Raw genomic sequence first — 20,280 nt, 5'->3', positions numbered from 1 at the left:
TCTTATCAGGTCTATTTTGTTGCGTCATTTTTTCTGCTTATCCGAGTTCCCTCAACAACCCACATCCGTTCGGGAAACGACCAAGGCAGGGTGATCCCATGACGCATGAGATAGGTGCCCGAGAGCTCTAGATCTTGAGTTTTTAATGCGCTGTCTCCGCGCGACAACTCCGAGAGTTCATCGCGGTTCCGTAGCGATATCCTGTAGGTTGCGTCCAGTTCAAGGGCCGCCAGCCGCAAGGGCCTTGGAGATATCTGCGACGATGTCGTCACCTTACCCGCAAACACAACAAACTGTTTACCGTCATTGGCCATCTGCTGCTCAGCGATGACAGCGGTATCAGCACTATCAAGGCGCAGGATATCAGCGCGGTTCATCCAGTCTCGGTTGTCTTTCCACCACTGCGTGACCTGTTTGAGCACCTTAATCTCACGATCATCCAGCTCACGTGGGTCCATCTCAAAACCCAGGTGTCGCTGTGCGGCCACCCATGCGCGAAATGTGATATCCAGTGTGCGGCCAGATGTATGGCAAACGCGCGGGCCAACATGGCTGCCCGTGACAGCGGCAGGTAAAAACAGTGCAGCGTCGTGCTGGATGCGCAAGCGCTCCAGCGCGTCGTTGCTATCTGACAACCACACGCGCTGGGTGCGCGCCATGATGCCAAAGTCGATGCGCCCGCCCCCAGACGCACAGCTTTCGATTTCCACTTGCGGAAAATCGCTGCGCAACCGATCTAGCAACGCGTAGGTTCCACGCGTTTGTGCGCCATCAGCCATCGGCAAGACACGATTATGGTCCCACTTGATGTATTCAATTTCATTGGTGCGCAGAATGGCCGATATTTGATCATAGAGAAAATCGCGCACATCGGGCAGCGCCATGTTCAGAACTTTTTGCTGGCGGCCTAATGTTTGGTCAACTGCTCCCAATGCCCACTGTGGATTCCGACGGTAGGTATCGCTATCCTCATCCACCATTTCCGGCTCAAACCACAGGCCAAAAGTCATACCAAGGCTGTGCACATGTTGGATCAGTGGCGACAGGCCATCTGGGTACTTGCGTGGATCAAGGGTCCAGTCTCCGAGGCTTGTCGTGTCGTCATTACGGGACCCAAACCATCCGTCATCCAAGACAAACCGCTCTGCGCCCAAATTCGCGGCGCGGTTTGCGATGTCTTTCAGGACTGGAACCTGATGATCAAAATACACAGCCTCCCAACAGTTATAGTGCACAGGTCTAGGCGCATCCGGCTTTGGCCATGTCACGATCTTGTCACGCAGGTGGCGCTGAAAACTGATCCCACAGCCGTTCAGCCCAGTATCCGAGTAGGTGATATAGAGCGGCGCAGTTTTAAACCGTTTTGCAGGCTCAAGTTCACTACCGGACATACTCCCAAACTGTATTTGGCGCCGCCCGTCTTGCAACTCTTCTGCGATCATCTTGTGACCACCTGACCATCCATAATGGAACCCGTAACACTCACCCTGAACATTTGTTGTTCCAGTGGTTGGGATCAACAAGCCCGGGAAATGCTCATGCCCTGTACGGCCTGTGCGGTTCTCGCGCACTTTCATACCCGCTGACCATTCACAGCGGTTGAGCTGGAATTCTCCACACCAACGCCCCGACACATCAATCATTTCATCCGAATATTGCGGCGCGGGAAGAACAGGCGCGGCGAGCCACTCAAGATAGACAGGACGCGTGGCATCCAGTGTGGATTGGCACGTGATAACATGGGTTTCGGCATCAAGCGCAAAATCAAATGTCAGTGTCAGTCCGTTTTCAATATCTTGGCAGGTAATTGAAACGCCTTCGCGTTGCGTAATGTTTGCAGCGTCAAACTTCGGTGCAAGCACCGCGCCGTTTGTTTCCCGAACAATCAACCCCGGGTGGCCCGGAAACGAGCGCGCAGCTTCGGGACATAGCGACAAGTCCGGATTTACATCCAACATGCCACCAGTGACATCGATCCCAGATGCCGCGTGCAATGTTGTCAGGTCCTCCTCCATTGGCAGGCTTGCCCCCCAATAGGTAACCTGCGGGATGCGCCCATCCTCTGAAGCCAACACAAGCGATTGGCGACCGTCATCTAATCGGTATGTTTGCACCATGGCCCTCTACTTTACTGCGCCAAGCGTCAGGCCAGCGATGAAGTGTTTTTGCATCAAAAAGAACATCGCAACGGGAGGCAATGCTGCGACAATCGAACCCGCACTCATCAAATGATACGCTGCGCGAAACTGAGAGTTAAACTCGGTGATGCCCGCAGTGACAGGTTGCGCATTGGGCCCTTGCGTCAAGACAACCGCCCAGAAATAGTCATTCCAGATAAACGTGAATATCAGCACGGACAGCGCTGCCAATGCAGGCTTCATCAGGGGCAGCACAACATACACAAATATCCGCCACTCTGACACACCCTCTACACGCGCGGCCTCAATAAGCGCGAAAGGCAAAGCGCGGATGAAATTGCGCATGAACAACGTGCAAAATCCGGTTTGGAACGCGACGTGGAACAGAATGAGACCGCTGATGCTGTCGTACATTCCCAGACTGATCGTCAGGTCACGTACGGGAACCATAAGGATTTGAAACGGGACAAAGTTGCCTGCAATAAACATGAAGAAGATGATCAGGTTGCCTTTGAACCGGTAGATTCCCAGCGCAAAGCCTGCCATGCAAGACAGCGTTATAGCACCTACAACTGTCGGCAGCGTGATGAACATTGAGTTCAACAAATATCGTGGCATGTTGGACTCAAGGAACACTTTTCCGTAGTTCGTGAACCCTTCAAAGCTGGAAGGAAGCCCCCAATAGTTTCCATTGGCGAAATCCGCAGCCGGCTTTATCGAGAACATCGCGACCGCAATCAACGGCAACAACCAAACAATCAAAGCGATGGGTAAAAAGGCCTGATACGTCAGCTGCCAACTGCGTGACCGCTTTTCGATAGGTGTTGGAAACATTAGTGTGCCCCCCGCTCATCGCGCCACATTGAGTATAGGAAATATGCGATAAACCCCAGCATGATGAAGAACAGAACAACAGCAATGGCCGAACCATACCCCATCCTGAATCCGAACTCGGACAGGGACTCCTCAAACATATAAAACGACAAAACCCGTGTTGAACCAAACGGGCCGCCGTTTGTCATAACACTGATCAAATCGAACGACCGCAAAGCCCCAATTATAGTCACAACAAAGGCAATGAATGTCGCAGGTTTGAGCTGCGGCAAGATGATGTACCATAACATCTTGTACCCCTTTGCGCCGTCCAAACGCGCGGCTTCAACCTGTTCAGGATCAACCGCATTAAGGCCCGTGAGGTACAAGATCATGCAATACGCCGTTTGGGGCCAAAGCCCCGCCACGATGATGCCGTAGGTCGCCATCGACGGATCACCCAGTATGTTCACAGGACCTGCACCAAACACTGCAAGGATCGCATTTAACAGCCCTTCGCGAGGCAGGTAAAACCACGAGAATACAAGGCCCACAACCACCTGCGAGATCACAAACGGGAAAAAGAAAAGCGACTTGTACAGGCGGATGCCGCGCACTGTCTGATTTAGGAAAAGCGCAATGAACAAACCCGCGGGCACCGCCAACAGATACAGTACTAACCATTTCAGATTATTCCAAAAGGAGGTTTCGAACTTGCGATCCATTTTTTGATCGCCAATACCAAGCAGGCGTTCGTAATTGGCTGTGCCAACGTATGTCTTTTCGCCCAGTCCGTCCCATTCATGAAAACTGATCGCAAAGCTTTGGCCAATTGGAATGATGACATAAACCGCAAAAAACAACATCGCTGGCAGCATGAAAAGCCACGGTGTGATCGCAATCTCATTGCGCTTGTACCAGCTGCGAGAAGCGGGCGCTTTGCCCGTTGTCATTGATGACATGCCGTGCCTCCAAGGGTCAACATATGCGAAAACCTAACGGTAGGTTTGCGGATAGATTGAGGGATGAATGCGCCTCCCCCAGAAAGAAGGAAGCGCAAAACCGTAGCTTATTTATAGATGCGCTGGCGCGCTTCTTCTAGGCGTTCAAGGATGTCATCTAGATTGTCCGGGAACACCATGAACTCCTGCAGACCCTCCATGCCGACACTTGCCATCTCGGCAGGGAAGTCACGGTCAAAGAACTGTGCCACGCCACCTTTGGCGTTGTTGGACAGCATGTCAAAACCCTGTTCAAGGAACTCATCCGCATCAACACTTGAGGCTGCGTTTACAGGCAATTGGCCCAGCGCATCGCCAGAGTTGATCTCGGTCTGAACATCAGCCGATGTGACATATTGCAGGAACGCACGTGCGTTTGCCTTGTTCGACGCGCCAGACGGAATGTGGAAGGTGTCCGTTGGGGCATCTTCGCCTTGTGGCACGTCAGCGATGGTCGGAAACTGGTAGAAGTCGATCTGGCTGTCGTCCAGACCTGCTTCACGCATTGCCGCGACAGCGAAGTTACCCATTAGGTAAGACGTTGCTTCTCCGTCGATCATAGAGCTAAGCGCTTCTTGCCAAGAATAGGACTGGTGATCGGCGATATAGCCGCCCATGTCGATGATCTTGCGCCAGTTGGCAAACGCTTCACGGACGCGCGGATCAGTCCATTCAACTTCGCCGCGGGCAAGTTGCATGTGGAAATCAAACCCGTTGGTGCGCATGTTCAAGTAGTCAAACCACCCGCCCGCAGTCCAAAGGAACTTGGTGCCAATCGCGTAGCAGGCACGCCCCGACGCGACGATCTTTTCGCAATTGGCCAGCTCTTCGTCGAATGTTGCTGGCTCTGTTAGGCCCAGTTCTTTGAAGATGTCTTCGCGGTAATAGATGCCCCATTGATAATAGGTGTATGGCACGCCGTATTGCTTGCCATCCAGCGTCATCGCACCTTTTACGGCGTCCAGACCGGGCAAGTCACCGTTGGCGTACATGTCCGAGATGTCCTCAAACAAACCCGCAGCCACGTAAGGACCCATGCGGTTTGCGGCATACCAGTTTACAACGTCAGGCGGGTTCGCGCCCAGCGCGTTGCGGATTTGTGTCTTCCACGCTTCGCGGTCCACAATTGTCAGATCAATGTTCAGCTCTGGGTGCAGCTTTTGAAAACCCGCAGCGAGCCCTTCCATGACAGCACGAGGCGCAGGGTTGGACATGTCAGAAATGATTTTCAGATCACCAGACAACTGCTGATCGTCGGCAAATGCTGCTGATGCAGTCACGCCAGCTGCGATCAGCGCCGCCAGCGACGTCTTGAGAATGGAATGCATGGTATCCTCCCTAGTGCTTCCGGACAAAGCCTGTCTCATTATTTGAAACTTGGTTTTGAATGTTGATACTAAATCGCAATGCGGTTAGCCTTGTCAACAGTCAGCCGCATCAAGGTCTCTGCAAAATGAGGTCCACATGATCGGTTTTTGCAAGTGAGGGATGGAAAATGGGGAGTGAGACCGTAAGCGTTGTGACTGGTGATGGTACCGTTGGAAAAGCGCTGTCTGTACTTGATCAGGTTGCATCTGTCGGGCGCCCTATCCGCATGCGCGAATTGCTAGAAACATCCGAATTCCCAAAACCGACATTGTATCGCTTTCTACAAACCCTCACGAACCAGGGAATGCTGAGCTATAACCCTGAACACCAGACCTATGCACCGGGTTTGCGCCTTGTTCGATTGGCACATTCTGCTTGGTCCCAAGCAACTCTTGCGCCTATTGCACGGCCCCATGTTGAGGCTTTGGCATCTAGTTTGCGCGAAGCGGTTCACCTTGCACAGATCGACAATGGTCAGGTCATATTCATCGACAAACGTCAGGCCAGCACACAGTTCGCCACGTTGGCTCAAGCCGGTAAAGTTGCGCCCGCCTATTGCACAGGAGTTGGCAAAGCGATCCTTGCGTTCCTGCCCGATGAAGAGCGCGATCAAGCACTGCGCCAACAAGCCTTCCTGAAATACACAGATGCCACGCATGCCTCGGCTGAAACGTTGATGAGCGAACTCGATACAATCCGCGCTGAGGGCATCGCATTTGACCGCGAAGAACACGAGGCGGGCATTATCAGTATCGCAGCGCCCATTCTAACCCCTAGTCATCGGGTTGTTGGTTCGATCTCTATTGCGACTGCAACAAACCGTCATACCCTAGAAGAACTTTATAAATTCCAACCTGCTTTGTTGGAAGCTGCTCAAAAAATTGGAGCCGAGGCACAGTCTTGGCAATCCCCCTCACTTCCCTAGTCGAAAGGAACGACCGCTATGTCAGGCGTAGTCATGAAAGATGTCATCAAGAAATACGGTGACGTGCAAGTGATCCACGGGATCGACCTTGAGATCGAGGATGGTGAATTTTGCGTTTTTGTCGGCCCTTCCGGGTGTGGCAAGTCAACCTTGCTGCGCATGGTAGCGGGATTAGAAGAAACCACCCAAGGCACCATGAGCATTGGTGCGCGGGACGTGACCAGTATGGACCCCGCCGAGCGCGGCGTTGCGATGGTTTTTCAAACCTACGCACTTTACCCGCATATGACAGTGCGCGACAACATGGGTTTTGGCCTAAAAATGAATGGTTACCCCAAGGCAGAAATTGCCGAAAAGGTTGCCGAGGCGACGCGCATTCTCAAGCTCGAAGAATACCTCGACCGGAAACCTGCAGCCCTGTCAGGGGGGCAGCGGCAACGCGTCTCAATTGGGCGTGCGATTGTCCGTGGCCCCGAGGTGTTTTTGTTTGATGAGCCGCTCTCCAACCTTGATGCTGAACTAAGGGTCGAAATGCGCGTTGAGATCGCGCGCCTGCACAAAGAGATTGGTGCAACCATGATCTATGTCACCCATGATCAGGTCGAGGCGATGACGCTGGCCGACAAAATTGTGGTTCTGCGTAAGGGCAACATTGAACAAGTTGGTGCGCCGCTGGAGCTGTACCGCAATCCGGATAACAAATTTGTGGCGGGTTTCATCGGCTCACCTGCCATGAACTTTCTGGACGGCACATCCACCGGAGACGCAATCGCTCTGGATGACCTTGATGGACATTATAGACTGCCGGTGGGGCTGCCCGCAGAGGGAACCCAAGTCTCGATGGGCATTCGCCCTGAACACATTGAAATTGATCCCGCTGGCAAAACTCATACCGTGGAACTGACCGAAGCCTTGGGCGGTGTTTCGTTTGTTCACCTTACCTCTGAAACTGGCGAAAAGATCATCGTCGAGGAACGCGGTGATGTGCGTTCAGAAGAAGGCGCGCAGGTTGGTATGAACTTCCCGCTTGAGCGTGCGATGCTGTTTGATCGTAAGTCTGGCGCGCGCATTCGTTAAAAGCCACGCGTCTCTTTTAGGAAGTGATTGTTTTCAGGGTATTTTCGGAAGCTTCCAAAGCACCCTCAATAAACCCACCAAATTCCGGAGCAACTTCGGTACCAGAAAAATGCAGCTTCCCTTGCCACAGGCCCATGATTTGGGGCGGCACTCCATATCTTGGATGGGCATAAAGCGGCGTTAGATCAGCGTCGGTCGCCGTATGGCGATCAAACGCCCAATCTTTGATGAATAGCTTTCTGGGGTTCGCGGCCTTTGGGCCAAACAACCGTTCAAGCTGTATCTTTACTGCAGTCTTCAATGCCGTGCTGTCCTTACGTCCCAGCGGCGGCACACCGATAAACCCGAACAAAGCAAAGGGACCACCCGTTGCGGGCGATGCATCATGGATTTCTACCATTGGGCCATGGCGGCTCATTGCGTCACCGGACAGTCCGGCATCGCGCCAAAAGGGTGTATCATAAACGGCTACAGCTTTGGCTTGGCCCGCCATCCACGTTGGCACCGCGCCTAAAGCTTGCAATGCCGAAGACCCAAGCACCGGATCAAAGCGGATCGTTGCGACAATACGGGGTGGCAACGCCAAGACAACCTGCTCAGCAACAATCGTCTCTCCGCTTGCAAATGTAGCAGTCACATCGCTCCCGCTCTCGGTCAGACCTGTAACTTCGGCGTCCAGTCTTTTGCGATCTTCAGGCAGTGCGTCAGCAAGGGCATCCGTCAACGTCCCTAGCCCGCCTTTAAGCCGCCAAGATCCTTCCATCGATGCGTGGCCTCTGCCCCGCTGGACATGACCCTGCTCGTCCTCAAAACTGAGCTCACCTGCATAGAATTGTTCAAACTTTTCCAATCCAAACTGTTCGGCCAAGGCGGCAATACGGGGCTGACCGGGCCAAAACCATGCTGGCCCCATATCGAAATATCCGTCACCAACTTGCTCTGTCTTGATCCGCCCGCCGAAACGATTGCGCGCTTCGACCAGCAGATAGTCATGCCCCTTCACCTCAAGAGCATGTGCAAGGGCGAGGCCAGACAGGCCACCGCCAATAATGAGAGTTCTCATCTTAATTCAGCCCTACCCATCTTTTGTGCCGCCCGTAGTTGGACGACACAACCATCATGCCTCAGGTGCTTTTGCATAGGCAAGGTGACCTGTCTTGATCCAAACCTTCGCACCATCGCTACCTGCAACCACATTCAAAGCAGCACCAGCGGGCAGACGAAGCCACGCCCCTTTGGAAAGTTCCTCGCCCCCCTCGACAACGGACCCCGAAATCACAAGCATTTCGACCCCACCGGCATCATCATTTATAAAGGATGCCCCAGCGGTCAGGTCACTGAACGTTACAACCTCACGACCGTCGCGGTGAAGTTCAGCTGTGGAAACACCATCTTTGGATGCGGACAACTCAGACGCCATGTCTTTTCTAAACTGGGCGCGGTCATCCATGTCGAACTGCCAAAGTTTTACAAATATCGTACACCCCTCATCCGATCCGGGGGTATGCGATGTAGTTGGCGGATTGCGCACATAGGTTCCTGTGGGAAAGTCGCCATGCTCATCTTGGAACACACCATCGAGGACAATAAACTCTTCTCCACCCGTATGAGTATGCGCTGAAAATTTACTGTTGGGTGCATAGCGTACAAAAGTTGTCGCGCGTGCCACTTCATCTCCGATGCGGTCCAACATGCGCCTATCCACGCCTGGCATTGGCGACGGGATCCACTCAAGTTGATCCGAGTGAACAACAACGCGTTTGTTAAAGTCTGCGTTCAATTCCATAGTTTCAATCCTTGTGACCATAGTGCGAGAATCTGATAACTCTACAATCTACCTACCATTAGGTAGATATCTTTGGCAAGCATAAGCCGTTCTCCTTGGGTCGTCATTTGATTAGGCTGCTAGGTATTCGTTCAAGGCCATCTCTGTACCTTCATTCCAGATCAGATTGAGCCAACGCTCAAAACAATCGGCAACGCGCGCATCTTGTCCCAAGTCTCCGTAGAATTGGTTTTGACCTAACCACACCATAGGATCACTTTTTGACCGTAATGCTGCTTTTGAAAGTGCATCCCATGCGGGATCGTTCGCTTGGATGATGCTGCCATCTTCACGTGTGCCGGCGCACATACGCGCCCACATTGCCTCGATCAACATGAGGCCGTCGATTGGTGCATTTGCAGCCAACGCGTCGCGGATGATGGGATGAAGGAACCCTGCATGGCGAGATGATCCGTCAAAGGCAACCCGGCGCGTCGTGTCGCGAATTTCAGGGTTCGCAAACCGTGTCTCGATTAGATCTACATACTCGGCAGGTGTAATATTTGGGACGTTCATCACATGGGGAACGATCTCGTCAATCTCTATTTTGCGGAACAAGCTACTGATCAACGGGTGCGCCATGCTCTCGGCGATGGTTTCGACGGATAACAGTTCGGCTGGCGTTGCAATGACCTGATGGCCTGCATTTAACAGGCGCAATTTCATCGCTTCATAGGTGTGGACGTCATCCGTGAACGTCGCTCCGGCCTTGTCCCAGTCAGGGCGACCATTGCAGAACTTGTCTTCAATCACCCATTGGCGAAAGTTCTCATGAGTAACAGGCGCTGCGTCCTCAATTCCGAACGACTTTGCCAGCTCCAGTTCGTTTGGCCCTGTGGCGGGAACGATGCAATCAACCATCGAATTCGGGAACGTAACATGGGCATCGATCCACGCCGCCAATTCAGGATCAGACAGCATCGCAAGGCCAATCACAGTTTGGCGTAAAATATCGCCATTACCCTGCAGGTTGTCACAGCTTTGGCAGGTAAACGGTTCGCCCGAAGTGCCACGGCGCAATTTAAGCGCCTGAATGATCGCACCAAATGCAGTTCGCGGGCTGCTTGGATTGGCAGCGTCATGCACGATGTCGGGATGGGACACATCCAACCCACCGTCTGATGGAGATACGAAATACCCCCCCTCAGTTACGGTCATTGCAACGATCCTAATGTTTGGCATCGCCATAAAGGCAATCAACGGTGCGTTGTCGGCCTCAATAGGAATGTAATCGATCATGGTGCCGATCACCTCGACAGATTTCCCAGATGGATCGAGTTCGATCAGCGTTGTCAGGCAATCTTGCGCAAGCAATTTTTCGCGTTGTGCAATGTCTGGGGATCGCACACCTGCCCCCACAATGGCCCAATCGAATGCATCACCTTGATCCATCAAACGGTGCAAATACCACGCCTGATGCGCGCGGTGAAAATTCCCTAGGCCAATATGCACAATACCAGCAGACAAATCGGTACGCTTATAGGACGGAACGCGAACGTTACTGGGCAAGTTACCAATGTTCTCAAGGTTCAACTTCATCAACTCATCCATTGTCCGCCGTCGACGTTATACGTCTGGGCCAAAATATAATCCGCTTCTGGCGAGGCCAAAAACACTGCCATGCCCGTCAAATCCGCTGGCACGGCAAAACGACCAGCAGGAACAGACGCTGCAACTTCGGCTTTCTTTTGGCCCGGCTTTTTACCTTCTAGCTTGGCAAACATCGCATCTACATGTTCCCAATGGTCACCGTCCACCACTCCGGGGGCGATCGCGTTCACGTTGATGCCGTGCTGGATCAGGTTCAGGCCCGCTGACTGGGTCATCGAGATAACGGCTGCTTTTGTCGAGCAATACACCAGAACTAGGCTTTCACCCCGACGACCAGCCTGTGACGCCATATTGATGATCTTACCGCCGTGGCCTTGGGCGATCATTTGTTGAGCTGCCGCTTGCATCATGAATAATGTGCCCGCGACGTTTACAGCATACAGCCTGTCATAGCTCGCACGCGTGATATCAACGGTCTCAGCGGCATCAAACAAGGCCGCGTTATTGATAAGAATATCCAACTTACCTGCCTGGGCGACAACCGATGCAATTGCGCTATCGATGCTATCTTGATCAGAGACATCCAGCTGCACAGCATAAGCCGCATCACCCAATTCACGTGCGGTTTGCTCTGCGGCATCAAGATTGATGTCCGCAATGGCCACGGTCGCACCTTCAGCAATAAAGCTTTCAGCAAAACCGCGGCCAATGCCACGTGCCGCCCCCGTGATGAGGGCGGATTTTCCGTCTAGTCGGTTCATGCGATCCGCAGACCTTTCTCGTCAAAACGGTGCATCTGATCGGCCACAGGCGTCAGATAGATCGTATCACCATGGCGGGCTTCGATGTCACCTGTGATGCGTACAGTCATCATGTCCATCAACCCTGTGTCATGAACGTGGATGAAGGTATCAGAGCCGAGGTGTTCTGCAACGCCAACACGGCCTTTCCACATGCCTTCGGTCTTGGAGACAGTCAGGTGTTCGGGACGAATACCAATTGTGGTCGCGTCGTACTTTGCCGCTTCCGGCCCCTCAATCTGGTTCATTTTAGGGGAGCCGATGAAGCCCGCAACAAATTTGTTGCGCGGTGCGTGGTACAGCTCAAGTGGAGAGCCGACCTGCTCGATTACGCCAGCCTGCAACACAACGATCTTGTCGGCCATTGTCATGGCTTCGACCTGATCGTGGGTCACATAGATCATGGTGGTTTTCAGCTTCTCATGAAGCTCCATGATTTCCAAACGCATGCCAACACGCAAGGCCGCATCAAGGTTTGAAAGCGGTTCATCAAACAAGAACGCAGAGGGCTCACGCACAATCGCACGGCCAATAGCCACACGTTGACGTTGACCACCAGAAAGCTGTCCGGGTTTGCGATCGAGATAATCGGTGAGGTTCAGCGCCTTGGCTGCAGCTTCGATCTTGACGTTCTGGGCTGCTTCATCCATGCCCGCCATCCGCAGTGGAAATGCAATATTTTTGCGAACCGTCATGTGCGGATAAAGAGCGTATGACTGAAACACCATTGCCAGACCGCGTTTTGCAGGCGGCAGTTGTGTCGCGTCGTTGCCATCAATGCTGATGTGGCCCGATGTTGTGTCTTCGAGCCCAGCAATCAGGCGCAGCAGTGTCGACTTACCGCACCCTGATGGGCCGACGAAGACGACGAATTCACCCTCGTTGATATCTAGGTCGAGTGGTGGAATGACCTGAACATCACCAAAGCTTTTTGTAACTTGGTTTAGGCTAATATTTCCCATTACGTGTGTTCTCCCGTTTTGCGGGGGAGGCGTACGATCCAAACGTGATCGCAGGCCTCCACTTCAAAATTATTTCGTTTCAACAAGCTCACTTTACGGCTCCAAAAGTGAGACCTCGGACAAGCTGTTTCTGTGAGAACCAACCCATGATCAGGATCGGTGCGACAGCCAACATCGAGGCCGCTGAAAGTTTTGCGTAAAACAATCCTTCAGGTGCCGAGAAGCTTGCGATGAATTTAGTCAGCGGAGCCGCGTCAACCGTTGTGAGAAGGATGGTCCAGAATGCTTCGTTCCAGGCGAGGATGATGTTGAGCAGGATCGTAGAGGCGATACCTGGCAGCGCCATTGGCGTCAAAACATAGAGGATTTCGTCCTTGAGGTTGGCCCCGTCCATCCGCGATGCTTCGAGGATTTCACCCGGAATTTCGCGGAAATACGTATACAGCATCCAGACAATGATCGGCAGGTTGATCAACATTAGCACCACAACCAGCAAAAGGCGGCTGTCCATGACACCTAGCCATTTGGCCAACAGAACCAGTGGGTAAAGGACCCCAACAGCCGGAAGCATCTTGGTGGACAACATCCACAACAAGACATCCTTGGTCCGGTTACTGGGCACAAAGGCCATAGACCATGCCGCTGGAACAGCGATCAAAATACCAAGCAGCGTAGACCCCACCGCGATGATGATCGAGTTCATCAGTGCTTTTGGATAATTGGAACGTGCCTGCACATCCACATAGTTTTCCAGCGTCCAGTCAAAGAAAAGCCAAACAGGTGGATCCGCGATCGCAGTCGCTTCGGTTTTGAAAGACGTCAGAAACGTCCACAGGATAGGGAAAAACATCATCAGTCCAAACGCCCAAGCGAGGGTTGTCCACATGACCTTCTTCTGAGTTGTAATAGCGCGTGCCATTCTCTTTCCTCCCTCAGTTATCGAGGTTCTTGCCGACGATCCGCATAAGGAAGATCGCGACGATATTTGCAAGGATGACGGCGATAATACCGCCGGCGGAACCTAGGCCGATGTTCTGGCTCTCCAGCACACGCTGGTAGACTAGGTAGGTCAATGTACGGGTGCCAAACGCACCGTTTGTGGTCACAAAGATCTCAGCAAAGATCGACAATAAGAAGATCGTCTGGATCAAGATCACAACGGTAATGGCACGGCTAAGGTGGGGAAGGATGATAAACCGGAACCGCGCGAATGCAGGTGCTCCGTCGATCTCTGCCGCTTCCAGCTGCTCACTGTCCAATGACTGGACTGCCGTTAGCAGGATCAGCGTCGCAAAAGGCAGCCATTGCCAAGCAACAATCACCACAATCGAAAACAACGGTGCCTGACTAAGGAAGTCAAACGGCTGAGCACCAAAGAACTCATAGGCATAAGAAAACAAACCGTTGTCTACGTTGAAGAACATGTTCTTCCAAACAAGCGCGGACACCGTCGGCATCACGAAGAACGGAGCAATCACAAGGATACGTACAATCCCCTGCCCGAACATCGGCTTGTCCAGTAGCAGTGCCATCGCGACGCCGCCCGTGATGGTAATGGATAAAATGCCACCCACCATCCAAAGCGTTGTGAGGAGTGATTTCATAAATGACGATGACGTCAGGAAGGATTCATAGTTTTTGAAACCAATCCACGCGTCAAAGATACCGCGCATGGGACGATAATCTGCGAAAGAAAAGTAAAGCGTCATGCAAAGTGGGATCAACATCCAAACTAATAAAACGAATACTGCTGGCGCGATCATCATACGTGCTGCTGATTTTGAATGCGCTGTAGCCATAGCAAAGCTCCTTAATAAAGTTGCTGCAAAACGAGCCCGATTCTTGCGAGAATTCTGTTAGAACTCGCGAAAATGTCGGTCATGAAGGAATTGGGGTAATAGCAAGCGGCGCAGTATAAGCGCCGCTTGCTGGAAGTGCTGTGGCTTAGTAGCCCGCTGCTTCCATTTCTTCTGTTGTCAGTTCCTGCGCCGCGGCAAGAGCTTCTTCAGCTGTCTGGTTGCCTGCAAGGGCGTCAGAGAACTGCTGGCCAACTTGGTTTGCAATGCCCGCAAATTCTGGGATCGCAACAAACTGAACACCTGTGTATGGCACGGGCTTTACAGTTGGGTTGGTTGGGTCAGCGGACAAGATGCTTTCAAGTGTCATCTTAGCAAATGGTGCAGCTGCAAGGTAGTCAGCGTTTTCATACAAAGATTTGCGTGTGCCCGGAGGTACGTTTGCCCAACCTTCGTTACCGGCTACCAAGCCAGCGTATGCTGGGCCAGTTGCCCAAGAGATGAACGCTTTTGCTGCTTCTTGCTTTTCGGAAGACGCAGGGATCGCCAAGGACCATGCCCAGAGCCAGTTACCGCGTTTGCCTAGACCGTTATCAGGTGCCAAAGCAAACCCAACTTTGTCAGCAACAGTTGAGTCAGCGCCAGTTACGAAAGATGCCGCAACAGTTGCATCAATCCACATGCCGCATTTGCCCTGTTGGAACAATGTCAGGTTTTCGTTGAAGCCGTTGTTCGCAGCGCCTGTTGGGCCGGACTCGTTCATCATGTCCAAGTAAAAGGTCAGCGTTGCCGCCCACTCTGGGCTGTCAAACTGTGCATTCCACTCTTCGTCGAACCAGCGCGCGCCAAAGGAGTTGGACATTGCGGTCAAGAACGCGCCGTTCTCGCCCCAGCCTGCTTTACCACGTACGCAGATGCCGTTGATGTCGTTGTCACGGTCGGTCATGGCTGCTGCAGCTTCACGGATGAATGTCCATGTAGGTGCGTCCGGCATTTCCAGACCAGCTTTTTCCATCAGGTCTGTGCGGTACATAACCATGGAAGATTCACCGTAGAATGGGGAAGCGTAAAGCTCACCGTCTACTGTAAGGCCGCCAGCGATGGCTGGCAGCAGGTCGTCCGCTGCAAAATCATCCGCCATGCCTTCATTCAAAGACACAAGCCATTTGTTGTTTGCCCAGATCGGCACTTCGTATGTACCGATGGTCATAACGTCATATGCACCACCACCAGTGGAGATGTCGGTAGTCAGGTTTTGACGCAGAACGTTTTCTTCCAGCGTGACCCACTCGACGGTGATGTCGGGGTGCTTTTCGTTGAAGTCAGCTGTTAGGCCTTGCATGCGAACCATGTCGCCGTTGTTCACAGTTGCGATTGTGATCGTTTCTGCCGAAGCGATCCCCGCAGTAAGACCAAGGCCGACCGCTGTGGTCAGTAGTGTTCTCTTAATAGACATTGCTGTCCTCCCTTTTTTACATACGTAAATATTGGAGCTGTAACCGATTTGTGTCAACCCAGTTTCTTACTGCAATTTCGCGGCACTGCAGCATCCATTCAAGTCACGCAGATTCACGCAATTTGAGGTTTCCATCAAACAGTGTGATCTGCGGAACACCTTCATTTACATCACCACGGATGATCTCCAAAATCCGAGAAACTGCTTTTTTTCCAATTGCATCTGTGTTCTGCGCGACAGTTGTTAAAGACGGGTTCAAATAGGGGCAGAGCGGGTAATCGTCATGCCCTGCAATCCGCAAGCCTCCCTTGGCAGCACGTCCCGGCATCAACCCATGCCGCGCTGCAGCGCGAATTGCCCCAATAGCAACGCGGTCGTTTACACATAGAATCGACCGTTCTGTGTATTTTCCGCGCGCAAACTCAGCATCCATAATGGCCTCTCCATGGTCCTCAAAATGCGCGCCCTCATTGATTTGCTCTGCTCCCAGCACTTCTGGCTCAAACCCCATCTTTTCCATCTGAGCGATGTAGGCGGCTTCCCTCTCCAAAGCGTTAAAATTAACTCTGGGCATAGCAAGGAACGCAGGCGGTTCACCCACTCGGCATAGGTATTCAGTAATTAATCCAGTGCTTTGTGGATGGTTTGTCCCAACAAAATCGACGTCGGGCATGGTTGTTGGCCTCGAATCCATCAAAACAAAGGGTAATCGTGATTTCAATCGCTGATGGACGGCTTGATCGCTATGGTCGCCTAACGGTGCAACCAACGCGCCATCGACATTCATCGACATAAATGTTTCCGCCGCGCGTGCCTCAATGGCAGGGTCAGAATGCGAGCATTGAGTAATGACAGTCAGCCCCGCCTCCATCGCCGCGACCTCAACTGACTCAAGGAGTTTGGTAAAGAACAGATCATTAAGGTAAGGGATAATCACACCGATGATACCTGTCGACTTCCGGTTCAACCGCGTAGCAAAGAAGTTCGGTATGTATTCCACCCGTTCAAGCCCATCCTGGATACGCTTGACCGTCTTTTCCTTAACCAATGTAGGGTCCTGAAAAAACCTAGATAGCGTCGGACGGGAAACACCAATCGCTACAGATAGTTCTTCCATGGTGTTTATGCGCGGCTTAGTCATAAATATTCTCTCCCAAATGAGATAAGCACTAACACAAACGCCTCCCAACGCACACCTACTTTCCTTTACGCGCGAAAACTTCTTGGAGGTTTTTGCTTACTCAGGGAAATTCTCACTAGGTTAGTTTTGACCTGCATCGCACAATCGACAACTCAGAAAGCCCAAAACTATGCGCTAAATTCGGCGATCCTTCTTTGGGTAGGCCTTACATATACCGTACCCACGGCTCAAATGCAGAGGCCCCTAATTGATCTCACGTGGCATTTACCGACCCCAGCAGGGAAATACCCCATAGCCAGTCAGCGTCACGCCTGTCGCCATGTATCCGTCAGGGACTCTGTTAAAACCCTCCAACCGCAGTGCAAGCCCACGCGTATGGGTTTCAACGTCATAGCCACGACTGCGCGTTGCAAGCGCAGTCGTGGCTACACAATACTTCGCATCCAATCCCACGATTGCAGAGCCGTCCGATAGCAAGGTTTACAAGAATCCAGCCCGACGTCTTCGTTTCAACTAAATATTGATCGTGTTTTGTCGGAACACCTTTGGCGAGCCCATCAAATTGTTTCGCGATATCTACCCCGAATGGTGCGTTGAATCACACGCTCATCACCTCACCATAGCTCAAAGTGTCGACTGGCGCCCTGGCTACCCAGTAACCAAATCGAATAAAGCTTTTCGAGAGTAGTTAAAAAAATCCACCCAGCCGCCATAGGAAATTAGGACCACCACACATCAAAAATAGCATAACAAAAGATATTTACCCGATTTCTGAAATTAGTGTGAGAATGGCCTTGCCGTCTCCCTAAGCTTCCCTTATTGCACACGTATTGGCGCGGGATGGAGCAGCCCGGTAGCTCGTCAGGCTCATAACCTGAAGGTCGTAGGTTCAAATCCTACTCCCGCAACCAATATTCAGCTAAGTAGCTGATAAAGAATAAAGCCCTTGTTTTTACGAGGGCTTTTTCTTTATGGGGTACACAAAGAGCATGATGGACATACCTAAGACGCTCCAAAAACTCATTCGTTGCAAGGGGGCAAAAATCAACTCCAGCCTTTTCGGCGTAGCTGAACGTCAACTGTAACAGCTCATCCATATCGGTTTGTTTAGACGGGTCGATCGCCTCGAAGCGAACAGTCCGAAGTAGGCGAGCAAGGCCATGCCTGAAGCCATGGGGGCGACTTTACGTGAACTTATGGCGCTGGAAAATGAGGGCCTTCTGATCCCGCGCACACGCATCCCTAAGATCAAGAATCCATGGCGCGTTTCTGACGGGACAGCTTTCGTCGCAGAACTCCTTACCGGCCCGGTGAGCGACAACGATTGGGAAGCCCTGCTACTGGCTCGCAAGCGGACAGGGGTAGGACTTTCGGACCTGATCCAAGCGATCCGAGAAGAACAGATATCTGTTGGGCAACGGATGGGGACACGGGTTTTCACGGGATCGTCGTCAAAAATAGCCAAGTCGACCTCCTCGCCTCATTGCGCCCAAAGCCCAGTATCCCCAACGAGGTCCTGTCCCCAGGAGAAATAAGTGCTGCCGAATTTGGTCGCACCGTCGGGCTGCGAGATCATGGAAACTTCATTGCATTGGTCAAGACTGGCCAGACACCTGAGCTGCAACACATGCATCCCCGCACAAAACGTATTCAATATCGCCTCAGCGCCGAAGACATCTCATCGTTCCACCGTCGTTTTGTGACGCTGACCACGTTGATCGAGGAAACTGGGTACCATCGCAACACACTGAAAACCCCTCTCGCGGCAGCCAGTGTTAATCGCTTTTCCCCAGAGGGTCAGGATTTTGGTCCCGTCTATCTAAGGGAAGAGGCAGTCAAAGCGCTCAAGTAACGGAATGAATGTGGATCGGTACAGTCGCACGCGTGACTGTACCGATTTTCCGAAGAATCCATGCAGAATTTCAAGGGAAATGTATAAATTCATTAAATTCAGTGCATCAAGTAAAATCGCGCAATTTTCGAGAGTACTTCTTGACAGGGGTGCGCACGAGAAACCTATTTTCTCGCATACATATGCCCCACCGACAGGAGGATATGTTTTGGCGGCCCCGGAAGGAATCGAACCCTCAACCTCGGACTTAGAAGGTCCTTGCTCTATCCAGTTGAGCTACGGAGCCGCTGAAAACAGTCTGTAAAACAGTCCGCAATATCTTGCCAATTGTTAAACACCCTTAATTCAAAGAGTAAATTTGTCTTGATCAACCGATTAGAAGTCGGATATTTTGTGTAGCCGAATTACGCGGGCGTACAGTTAGGAAGTGCCAACCATCGTGAGCATTGTCAACTCGGTATCTAGTTGATTGGTAGTTCGTGCGAAGACTTCCACAAAAACATACCCACTAGCCTATTGTACTGCTTAGGGTGTTATTGTCCTTCATCCCAATCGCTAAGTGCCGACTGCTCTAAGGTACATGTACCTTTCATCAAAGGATGAGCGTCGTTCTATATCGTAGTAAACCAGTCCGGTAAGACCGTCCGACAAACGTAGTTAATGAAGGGCGGCTTCACGATGCCGCGTTTCGGGTCACGGACTGGATTGTCCCTGATCTGCTCATATCCTGTCGCAATAGCTTGATCCCAAGGGAGTTCTGGGGCCGCTGCCATCTTTCGATAGAACCACCTTGTTTGGCGATCCGAGTTGGCCCAGCCGTTCGCACTCCAATCCTCCCCAGCTGAATCCGCAACAAATTGTCTGACAGAATTTGTCGACTTCAATGCTTCCGAATTCGCGTACTTTAGGTGAACAAAGAATACCTCATTGGGCATTTCAAATGGGAAGTCTTCTGTCTTTCGATAGCCGCAAAATACACCGTGCCACCTAAGTGGTAATGCCTTTCTAACCGCCCATGCCTTACTATAGTGGCCTGTTACACAGGCGACACTGCGGTGGGCTACAGCACGATCGTTTACCTTTAGAGGCGCATCGCCCTCCACTTCCGCTAGATTCAAGCCTAAGCCAAAGAGTGCGGGAGCGGATGTAGACTGGAAAAGTTCCTCAAAGGAACCGTAGGACGAGGGATTGAAACAAACTAGCTCATCTGCATCTGTCTGAATGACCCAATCGTACACATTGTTGAGTCCGGATTGAAAGCCGTTAATTAGCCTCATGCGGACCCGATCAAAGTTTTTCAATTCGTCCCGCGGAATTGTAATGATATTAGCTTCAGGGCAGAGGCGTTCAATCTCAGGATCATATCCATGTGAAATCACAAAGAGGTTCCGGTACCCTATTTGCCCACCATAGTGGTTATACCATTGGGTTATGGCCCAGTAATCTTTGTGAACCATAGTAAGGGCGCAAATTTTCATGAGGAGTTCCTAGGCGTCTTCTAACTGGTATCGCTTTGAAGTGTCTGTATCAAGAGATGTGCATTACGAATACATAGACGATTCTGGTGTTCTTTCG

At 51.9% G+C, this 20,280-nt stretch carries 18 protein-coding genes and 2 tRNA genes; 5 read left to right on the top strand and 15 right to left on the bottom strand.

Annotation, left to right across the window (positions count from 1 at the left end):
- Window positions 1-11 precede the first annotated feature (11 nt).
- From V7775_RS18390 to V7775_RS18375, 4 genes are all read right to left on the bottom strand, one after another.
- Entirely contained in the window at window positions 12-2,117 is a 2,106-nt protein-coding gene (locus tag V7775_RS18390) for an alpha-galactosidase (RefSeq protein WP_335753384.1), read from the bottom strand.
- A 6-nt stretch (window positions 2,118-2,123) separates the two neighbouring features.
- On the bottom strand, window positions 2,124-2,972 hold the full coding sequence (locus V7775_RS18385; protein WP_335753383.1) for a carbohydrate ABC transporter permease: 849 nt from the start codon (window positions 2,970-2,972) through the stop codon (window positions 2,124-2,126).
- Window positions 2,972-3,913 (bottom strand): carbohydrate ABC transporter permease, encoded by a 942-nt coding sequence (locus V7775_RS18380; protein ID WP_335753382.1) that lies wholly within the window; start codon window positions 3,911-3,913, stop codon window positions 2,972-2,974. Before V7775_RS18380 ends, V7775_RS18385 begins: the two co-directional genes overlap by 1 nt.
- Before the next feature lie 107 nt (window positions 3,914-4,020).
- Window positions 4,021-5,280, bottom strand: a complete 1,260-nt coding sequence (locus V7775_RS18375; protein WP_335753381.1) for an ABC transporter substrate-binding protein — start codon at window positions 5,278-5,280, stop codon at window positions 4,021-4,023.
- Window positions 5,281-5,447: 167 nt separating this feature from the next.
- Here V7775_RS18375 and V7775_RS18370 point away from each other — a divergent pair, with 167 nt between their 5' ends.
- Both V7775_RS18370 and V7775_RS18365 read left to right on the top strand, forming a co-directional pair.
- Window positions 5,448-6,245, top strand: a complete 798-nt coding sequence (locus tag V7775_RS18370) for an IclR family transcriptional regulator (RefSeq protein WP_335753380.1) — start codon at window positions 5,448-5,450, stop codon at window positions 6,243-6,245.
- Window positions 6,246-6,263: 18 nt separating this feature from the next.
- Entirely contained in the window at window positions 6,264-7,322 is a 1,059-nt protein-coding gene (locus tag V7775_RS18365; protein ID WP_335753379.1) for an ABC transporter ATP-binding protein, read from the top strand.
- 16 nt (window positions 7,323-7,338) lie between these two features.
- Here V7775_RS18365 and V7775_RS18360 read toward each other — a convergent pair whose 3' ends face one another.
- The 9 genes from V7775_RS18360 to V7775_RS18320 all read right to left on the bottom strand — a co-directional run bounded on the left by V7775_RS18360 (window position 7,339) and on the right by V7775_RS18320 (window position 16,853).
- Entirely contained in the window at window positions 7,339-8,385 is a 1,047-nt protein-coding gene (locus tag V7775_RS18360) for a flavin monoamine oxidase family protein (protein WP_335753378.1), read from the bottom strand.
- Between the two features lie 54 nt (window positions 8,386-8,439).
- Window positions 8,440-9,108, bottom strand: a complete 669-nt coding sequence (locus V7775_RS18355) for a cupin domain-containing protein (protein WP_335753377.1) — start codon at window positions 9,106-9,108, stop codon at window positions 8,440-8,442.
- A 111-nt stretch (window positions 9,109-9,219) separates the two neighbouring features.
- Window positions 9,220-10,686, bottom strand: coding sequence for a mannitol dehydrogenase family protein (locus V7775_RS18350; RefSeq protein ID WP_335753376.1), 1,467 nt, complete (start codon window positions 10,684-10,686; stop codon window positions 9,220-9,222).
- Window positions 10,686-11,459, bottom strand: a complete 774-nt coding sequence (locus V7775_RS18345) for an L-iditol 2-dehydrogenase (RefSeq protein ID WP_335753375.1) — start codon at window positions 11,457-11,459, stop codon at window positions 10,686-10,688. The genes V7775_RS18350 and V7775_RS18345 overlap by 1 nt, the downstream gene beginning before the upstream one ends.
- Window positions 11,456-12,460: an ABC transporter ATP-binding protein gene (locus V7775_RS18340; RefSeq protein WP_335753374.1), complete on the bottom strand. Its 1,005-nt coding sequence runs from the start codon at window positions 12,458-12,460 to the stop codon at window positions 11,456-11,458. Before V7775_RS18340 ends, V7775_RS18345 begins: the two co-directional genes overlap by 4 nt.
- Window positions 12,461-12,548: 88 nt before the next feature.
- Window positions 12,549-13,379, bottom strand: coding sequence for a carbohydrate ABC transporter permease (locus V7775_RS18335; protein ID WP_335753373.1), 831 nt, complete (start codon window positions 13,377-13,379; stop codon window positions 12,549-12,551).
- 13 nt (window positions 13,380-13,392) lie between these two features.
- The gene (locus V7775_RS18330) at window positions 13,393-14,259 is read right to left on the bottom strand and encodes a carbohydrate ABC transporter permease (protein ID WP_335753372.1); all 867 of its coding nucleotides are present in this window, start codon (window positions 14,257-14,259) and stop codon (window positions 13,393-13,395) included.
- A 145-nt stretch (window positions 14,260-14,404) separates the two neighbouring features.
- The gene (locus V7775_RS18325; protein ID WP_335753371.1) at window positions 14,405-15,712 is read right to left on the bottom strand and encodes an ABC transporter substrate-binding protein; all 1,308 of its coding nucleotides are present in this window, start codon (window positions 15,710-15,712) and stop codon (window positions 14,405-14,407) included.
- A gap of 103 nt (window positions 15,713-15,815) precedes the next feature.
- Window positions 15,816-16,853, bottom strand: coding sequence for a LacI family DNA-binding transcriptional regulator (locus tag V7775_RS18320; protein ID WP_335753370.1), 1,038 nt, complete (start codon window positions 16,851-16,853; stop codon window positions 15,816-15,818).
- A gap of 834 nt (window positions 16,854-17,687) precedes the next feature.
- Here V7775_RS18320 and V7775_RS18315 point away from each other — a divergent pair.
- From V7775_RS18315 to V7775_RS18305, 3 genes are all read left to right on the top strand, one after another.
- A tRNA-Met gene (locus V7775_RS18315) sits at window positions 17,688-17,764 on the top strand.
- A 249-nt stretch (window positions 17,765-18,013) separates the two neighbouring features.
- The gene (locus V7775_RS18310) at window positions 18,014-18,388 is read left to right on the top strand and encodes a hypothetical protein (protein WP_335753369.1); all 375 of its coding nucleotides are present in this window, start codon (window positions 18,014-18,016) and stop codon (window positions 18,386-18,388) included.
- Between the two features lie 92 nt (window positions 18,389-18,480).
- On the top strand, window positions 18,481-18,705 hold the full coding sequence (locus tag V7775_RS18305) for a hypothetical protein (RefSeq protein WP_335753368.1): 225 nt from the start codon (window positions 18,481-18,483) through the stop codon (window positions 18,703-18,705).
- A gap of 209 nt (window positions 18,706-18,914) precedes the next feature.
- On the opposite strand, the gene V7775_RS18300 is transcribed toward V7775_RS18305, so the two are convergent.
- Both V7775_RS18300 and V7775_RS18295 read right to left on the bottom strand, forming a co-directional pair.
- Window positions 18,915-18,991: transfer RNA gene (locus tag V7775_RS18300), tRNA-Arg, on the bottom strand.
- A gap of 325 nt (window positions 18,992-19,316) precedes the next feature.
- The gene (locus V7775_RS18295) at window positions 19,317-20,183 is read right to left on the bottom strand and encodes a glycosyltransferase family 2 protein (RefSeq protein WP_335753367.1); all 867 of its coding nucleotides are present in this window, start codon (window positions 20,181-20,183) and stop codon (window positions 19,317-19,319) included.
- Window positions 20,184-20,280: the final 97 nt, after the last annotated feature.

Origin of the sequence: Sulfitobacter sp. (genome assembly GCF_036960155.1) — a bacterium.
GTDB lineage: Bacteria > Pseudomonadota > Alphaproteobacteria > Rhodobacterales > Rhodobacteraceae > Sulfitobacter.
Note: the sequence above shows the minus strand (reverse complement) of the source record. Positions and strands in the feature narration are given on the sequence as shown.